Annotated in this window: 2 protein-coding genes; one reads left to right on the top strand and one right to left on the bottom strand. The window is 75.0% G+C overall.

Going from position 1 to position 1,841, the window contains the following annotated elements:
* Positions 1-94: 94 nt before the first annotated feature.
* The gene (locus ACFU6K_RS38170; RefSeq protein ID WP_380671136.1) at positions 95-1,315 is read right to left on the bottom strand and encodes an amidohydrolase family protein; all 1,221 of its coding nucleotides are present in this window, start codon (positions 1,313-1,315) and stop codon (positions 95-97) included.
* Positions 1,316-1,388: 73 nt separating this feature from the next.
* Between ACFU6K_RS38170 and ACFU6K_RS38165 the strand changes: the two genes are divergently transcribed.
* Positions 1,389-1,841 (top strand): TetR/AcrR family transcriptional regulator (locus tag ACFU6K_RS38165; protein WP_380671134.1); only part of this gene is annotated, 453 nt, incomplete at its 3' end.

Here is a 1,841-nt window from a genome sequence, read left to right as displayed (position 1 = left end):
CGTTCGGGGTCTTCCCCGGGCGCCCGCCCGCCGTTTCGCCGTACCGCCGTTCTCGCGGTTCGCCGGGCCGCCGTCTCGCCGTACGGCCCGGCCGTCAGACCGGGACGCCGGCCTTGACCACCCGCTTCGGGTGGAGGTCGGGCCGGGTGAGGACGGTGAGGTCGGCGAGCGGGTCGCCGTCGAGCACCAGCAGGTCCGCGTGGGCGCCCGGGGCGAGGGTGCCGATCTCCCCCGCCATGCCGAGCAGCCGGGCCGCCGTGGTGGTCGCCGAGCGCAGCACGTCCGCGACCGGCTGGACCCGGGCGCGCAGGGTGAACTCCTCCAGCTGGGCCGGGTGCAGCGGGCCGAGCAGGTCGCTGCCGTAGACGATGTCGACGCCCGCGCGGTGGGCGCGTTCCAACGCCTCCAGGCCCCGGTCGCGGACCTCGGCGAGCTTGCCCAGCGAGGCGGCCGGCAGGCCGGAGGCGGAACCGAGCCTGGCGGTCTCCTCGTAGGCGACCAGGGTGGGTACCAGGAAGGCGTCCTTCTCCAGCAGCAGGGCGATCGTGCCGTCGTCCAGCAGGTTGCCGTGCTCGACGCAGCGCACGCCGGCCCGCAGGGCGCGGTCGATCGCGCGCGGGTGGTAGGCGTGCACGGTGACGTAGCGGTTGTGGTTCTCGGCCTCCTCGACGACCGCGCGGATCTCGTCCTCGCTGTACTGGACGGCGCCGATCTCGTCGTGCGGGGAGGCGACGCCGCCGGAGAGCAGCACCTTGAGGTGGTGGGCGCCCTTGCGGAACTCGTCCCGGGCGGCGGTGCGCACCGCGTCCACGCCGTCGGCGATCCGGGCGAAGTCCGGGCGGGACTCGCAGCAGGGCAGCGCGTCCTCGCCGAGCGGGCGCAGGTCGCCGTGGCCGCCGGTCTGGGACAGCGCCTTGCCGCCGTACAGCAGCCGCGGGCCGGGTACCAGGCCCTCGTCCAGGGCCCGGGCCATCCCGTGGTCGGCGCCCCCGACGTCGCGGACGGTGGTGAAGCCGCGGCGCAGCATCCGCTCGGCCTCGGCGAGGGCGCGCACGGTGGCGTAGCCGGGGGTCCAGTTCGCGAAGTCGGGCAGGTCGAGCGAGGTGATCAGCAGGTGGACGTGGGCGTCGATCAGGCCGGGCAGCACGGTGCCGCCGGCCGCGTCGAGGACCCGGACGTCCTCGCCGGCGGCGGGCGGGCGGCCGGTGCCGGTGGCGGCGATCCGGCCGTCGGCGGCCTCCAGCCAGCCGAGGTCGGTGCGGGTGCCGTCCTCGGGGTGGAGCAGGTGGGCGTTGGTGATCAGCAGTCGACTCACGGAGCGGCCTCCTCGTTCAGTACGGCTCGTATTGAATACGACTCGTACTGAATACACCATGTATCGTTCTCCCGTGAACCCGCCCCCCGCCGAAACCGCCACCCGACCACCCAGACGCCGCATCCACACCCGGGCCCGGCTGCTGGCCGCGGCGAGCGAGCTGTTCCTCTCCGTCGGCTTCGCCCGGACCAGCATCGAGGACGTCTGCGCCGCCGCCGGCTACACCCGCGGCGCCTTCTACTCGAACTTCGGCAGCAAGGAGGACCTGCTGCTGGCGCTGTTCGACGACCAGGCAGGGCAGCGGCTGGCCGAGCTCGCGGAGCTGGCCGCCGCCTGCGAGTCGCTGGCGCCGCGGGAGCGGGCCCGGCGGCTGGTCGAGGCGCTGCTGCGGGTCGAGCCGGCGGAGACCGGGTGGATCCTGCTGTTCCTGGAGTTCCGGCTGGTCGCGGCCCGGAGCCCGGCGCTGGCCGAGCAGGTCGCCGCGCACGACCGGGCGGTTGCGGCCGCGCTGGCCGAGGTCCTGGAG

Origin of the sequence: Kitasatospora sp. NPDC057512 (assembly GCF_042802135.1) — a bacterium.
GTDB lineage: Bacteria > Actinomycetota > Actinomycetes > Streptomycetales > Streptomycetaceae > Kitasatospora.
Note: the sequence above shows the minus strand (reverse complement) of the source record. Positions and strands in the feature narration are given on the sequence as shown.